Below are 5,000 nucleotides of genomic sequence, written 5' to 3'. Positions count from 1 at the left end.
TAGGACCGTTATAGTTACGGCCGCCGTTCACCGGGGCTTCAGTCGCTAGCTTCGCTTGCGCTGACCAGCTTCCTTAACCTTCCGGCACTGGGCAGGCGTCAGCCCCCATACATCGTCTTGCGACTTAGCGGAGACCTGTGTTTTTGGTAAACAGTCGCCTGGGCCTCTTCACTGCGACCACCTTGCGGTGGCACCCCTTCTCCCGAAGTTACGGGGCCATTTTGCCGAGTTCCTTAGAGAGAGTTATCTCGCGCCCCTCGGTATTCTCTACCACCCCACCTGTGTCGGTTTCGGGTACAGGCCGTCATGCCTTAACGGGTATAGGGCTTTTCTTGGAAGCTTGACATCACCCACTTCGCTGCCGTAGCAGCTCGTACTCACGCCTCCGCTCAGGGTGTTTTCTCCACCCCTCAACGCCTCGAACGCTTGAACCAGTAACCAACATCTGGCTGGGCTAGCCTTCTCCGTCCCCCTTCCCAAAACATGACAGGTACAGGAATGTTGACCTGTTGTCCATCGACTACGCCTTTCGGCCTCGCCTTAGGTCCTGACTAACCCTCCGCGGACGAGCCTGCCGGAGGAACCCTTAGGGTTTCGGGGCATGGGATTCTCACCCATGTTTTCGCTACTCAAGCCGACATTCTCACTTCCATGCAGTCCACGCCCGCTTACGCTAACGCTTCACCCCACATGGAACGCTCCCCTACCATTTGAATGTTCCTAAGAACAATTAAATCCGCAGCTTCGGTACAATGCTTAGCCCCGTTCATTTTCGGCGCAGGATCGCTCGACCAGTGAGCTATTACGCACTCCTTTGAGGATGGCTGCTTCTAGGCAAACCTCCTGGTTGTCTGGGCAATCCCACCTCCTTTATCACTCAGCATTGATTTGGGGACCTTAGCTGGCGGTCTGGGCTGTTTCCCTTTCGACCATGGAGCTTATCCCCCACAGTCTGACTGCCTAGTTTCACACAGGGTATTCAGAGTTCGTATCGATTTGGTACCGCTCTCGCAGCCCGCACCGAAACGGTGGCTTTACCCCCCTGCTATAGCACTAGACGCTACGCCTCAACGTATTTCGGGGAGAACCAGCTAGCTCCGGGTTCGATTGGCATTTCACCCCTAACCACAGCTCATCCGCTGATTTTTCAACATCAGTCGGTTCGGACCTCCACTTGGTATCACCCAAGCTTCATCCTGGCCATGGTTAGATCACCCGGGTTCGGGTCTATAAACACTGACGATCGCCCTATTCAGACTCGCTTTCGCTATGGCTCCACCATTCCCGGTTTAACCTGCCAGTGCCTATAAGTCGCCGGCTCATTCTTCAACAGGCACACGGTCACCCGATCAGTCGGGCTCCCATTGCTTGTAAGCTCACGGTTTCATGTTCTATTTCACTCCCCTCCCGGGGTTCTTTTCACCTTTCCCTCGCGGTACTGTTGCGCTATCGGTCACACAGGAGTACTTAGCCTTACGAGGTGGTCCTCGCAGATTCATACGGAATTTCACGTGCTCCGTACTACTCGGGATACAGCTAGGTCAGATTCGCTTTCGTGTACGGGGCTTTCACCCTCTATGGCGCGCCATTCAAACGCTTCCACTAACGGCACTGATCCACGTTGCTGTCCCACAACCCCGATGGTCGAAACCATCGGTTTAGGCTCTTCCCCGTTCGCTCGCCGCTACTGAGGGAGTCGTTTTTACTTTCCTTTCCTCCAGCTACTAAGATGTTTCAGTTCGCTGGGTTGGCTCGCGCCACCCTATGGATTCAGGTGGCCGTTCTAGGGGTTGCCCCATTCGGAAATTCCCGGATCAAAGCGTGTTTCCAGCTCCCCGAGACTTATCGCAGGTAACTACGTCCTTCATCGCCTCTGTGTGCCAAGGTATCCACCGTGAGCCCTTTGTAGCTTGACCAATTTATCTCCATATCACCTTGCTGCGGTTGTACGCAGATTCTCCTGCTTTCACCCTCAACAACTCAAACAACTGGATTTCTCCAATCAGTCTGGCGTTGATACTGAAAACAAGATCAAACCCAGTTCTTTTGGCAAGAACCAGGAGCAATATGGAGTCTCGGCTCCTACTCTAGAATTGCTCCAAAAACAGAACCAGACCTCAGCGGCATAACCACCAAAATCAGTTGCTGCTCTTGAAGCATCCATGAGATGCTTTATTTACAGACTTACCTATGCAGTTGTCAAGGTTCTACTGAACACAAGCACCATCAGCTTCTCAGCTGATGTCACTGGAGTCCAGCGTCTTTTCAATCATGGCCTCAAACAACACCTGATCTGACTCAAGTTGTTGTCACCATAAAATGAAAGGAAGCTAGAATCCTTCTTTCAGTACAATTGTCTAATTTCACCGCCGCAAGCTCTCTCCCGTTGCTTTCGCGAACCTGGTGGGTTGGTCAGTGGAGGTTAGCGGACTCGAACCGCTGACATCCTGCTTGCAAAGCAGGCGCTCTACCAACTGAGCTAAACCCCCAAACACGAATGGGCCATCCTGGACTTGAACCAGGGACCTCACCCTTATCAGGGGTGCGCTCTAACCACCTGAGCTAATGGCCCAGGGATACCCTTGCGGGGTGACCTAGACAAAGTTTAGGAACTGAAAAGACATCCACGACAGCACATCTGCTCTCCCATTGCTGGAATACCATCAGGCTTCGTTTTTGTCGGTTGAGGTACCGATTAACCATCGAGATGACAGGATCATGGTCTAGCGATAAAATAGCCAGACATCACAATCAGTTGTTGTCTCCCTGTTAGGAGGTGATCCAGCCGCACCTTCCGGTACGGCTACCTTGTTACGACTTCACCCCAGTCATCAGCCCCACCTTCGGCGTCCTCCTCCCTTGCGGGTTGGAGTAACGACTTCGGGCATGGCCAACTTCCATGGTGTGACGGGCGGTGTGTACAAGGCCCGGGAACGTATTCACCGCAGTATGCTGACCTGCGATTACTAGCGATTCCTCCTTCACGTAGGCGAGTTGCAGCCTACGATCTGAACTGAGCCACGGTTTATGGGATTTGCTAGCTCTCGCGAGTTTGCTGCCCTTTGTCCGTAGCATTGTAGTACGTGTGTAGCCCAGGATGTAAGGGGCATGATGACTTGACGTCATCCACACCTTCCTCCGGTTTATCACCGGCGGTCTCTCTAGAGTGCCCAACTGAATGCTGGCAACTAAAGACGTGGGTTGCGCTCGTTGCGGGACTTAACCCAACATCTCACGACACGAGCTGACGACAGCCATGCACCACCTGTCACTGCGCTCCCGAAGGCACTCCCAAGTTTCCAAGGGATTCGCAGGATGTCAAACCCTGGTAAGGTTCTTCGCGTTGCATCGAATTAAACCACATACTCCACCGCTTGTGCGGGCCCCCGTCAATTCCTTTGAGTTTCACACTTGCGTGCGTACTCCCCAGGCGGAACACTTAACGCGTTGGCTACGACACCGAAAGGGTTAATTCTCCCGACACCTAGTGTTCATCGTTTACGGCCAGGACTACAGGGGTATCTAATCCCTTTCGCTCCCCTGGCTTTCGTCCATGAGCGTCAGTTATGGCCCAGCAGAGCGCCTTCGCCACTGGTGTTCTTCCCGATATCTACGCATTTCACCGCTACACCGGGAATTCCCTCTGCCCCTACCACACTCTAGCCTTGTAGTTTCCATTGCTGAAATGGAGTTGAGCTCCACGCTTTAACAACAGACTTTCAAGGCCGCCTGCGGACGCTTTACGCCCAATAATTCCGGATAACGCTTGCCACTCCCGTATTACCGCGGCTGCTGGCACGGAATTAGCCGTGGCTTATTCCTCAAGTACCGTCATGTCTTCTTCCTTGAGAAAAGAGGTTTACAGCCCAGAGGCCTTCGTCCCTCACGCGGCGTTGCTCCGTCAGGCTTGCGCCCATTGCGGAAAATTCCCCACTGCTGCCTCCCGTAGGAGTCTGGGCCGTGTCTCAGTCCCAGTGTGGCTGATCATCCTCTCAGACCAGCTACTGATCGATGCCTTGGTGCGCCATTACCACACCAACTAGCTAATCAGACGCGGGCTCATCCCCAGGCGAATTTCGTTTCACCTCTCGGCATATGGGGTATTAGCGGCCGTTTCCGGCCGTTATCCCCCTCCTGAGGGCAGATTCCCACGCGTTACTCACCCGTCCGCCACTAGCCCGAAGGCTCGTTCGACTTGCATGTGTTAAGCACGCCGCCAGCGTTCATCCTGAGCCAGGATCAAACTCTCCGTTGTAGTCATCATTCCTGTAAACTCCGATCATACTGATTCTCGCTTGCGCTAGAATCAATGCTGATCGTCATCGCAAATGATGTCGCCTTTGCCCAATCGCTCAACTTTCATCAAGAATCAGTCAGGGCTCCTTCTAGCCAGAAGGGTTCGAGAGTGCATCACACAATCACCAATCTCTGCCGCAACAACCTTCACAGACAACCTTTCGCGCTCATTTCCCGTCAGGGTCTCCCCTGACAATCGAGTTTCGATCACCCATCCATGCGGCCCTCGCAACATCCTTCAGCTGCTCGTGCAACGACTTTCCAAATCACTCAGATCCGGTCGCACCGTCACTCACCTGAACATCCATTGAGCTGATCACCCGTGAAAGTGATCCACTCAAAACTCAGGCAAGCTCCTGATGCTTGTTTCTTTTGACGGGACCTCACACCTTTGCTGCTATCTCGTCTGACACCTCTAACCTCAACCCGCCAACGCCTCCCTTGCAGGAGCCCATCACGCGCGTCAAGCTCATCGGCATCCGACGCAGCAAAAGCGTCAGTTCCTAAACTTTTTAGTTGTCCAGGTGCGCCTCCTCAAAAGCTTCTCGGCTCTCGGGGTGGCTCGCGGGTGGTCTCCCATCCGCTTTGGAAACTTACAACACCGGCGATCGGCTCTCGCCTCCTCCTCTGTTGCAAGCCCTGCAGCGATCGCCTTCCGGCTCACGCGCAGTCCAAAAACATACCACACCCATGGCCGGGCTCTT

2 tRNA genes and 2 rRNA genes (1 of these 4 running past the window's edge) are annotated in these 5,000 nt (G+C 53.8%); all 4 read right to left on the bottom strand.

Going from position 1 to position 5,000, the window contains the following annotated elements:
- Window positions 1-1,916, bottom strand: a 23S ribosomal RNA gene (locus KQ297_RS09410) (it extends 972 nt beyond the left edge of the window).
- Window positions 1,917-2,416: 500 nt separating this feature from the next.
- Window positions 2,417-2,489: transfer RNA gene (locus KQ297_RS09405), tRNA-Ala, on the bottom strand.
- A 9-nt stretch (window positions 2,490-2,498) separates the two neighbouring features.
- Window positions 2,499-2,572 (bottom strand) — tRNA-Ile (locus KQ297_RS09400).
- A gap of 197 nt (window positions 2,573-2,769) precedes the next feature.
- Window positions 2,770-4,255, bottom strand: a 16S ribosomal RNA gene (locus KQ297_RS09395).
- Together the 16S and 23S rRNA genes with 2 tRNA genes alongside form the textbook arrangement of a ribosomal RNA operon.
- Window positions 4,256-5,000 lie beyond the last annotated feature (745 nt).

Source organism: Synechococcus sp. CS-205 (assembly GCF_025128255.1).
GTDB lineage: Bacteria > Cyanobacteriota > Cyanobacteriia > PCC-6307 > Cyanobiaceae > Regnicoccus_A.
The sequence above is the reverse complement of the archived record's forward strand: the minus strand, read 5'-3'. Positions and strand labels throughout refer to the sequence as shown.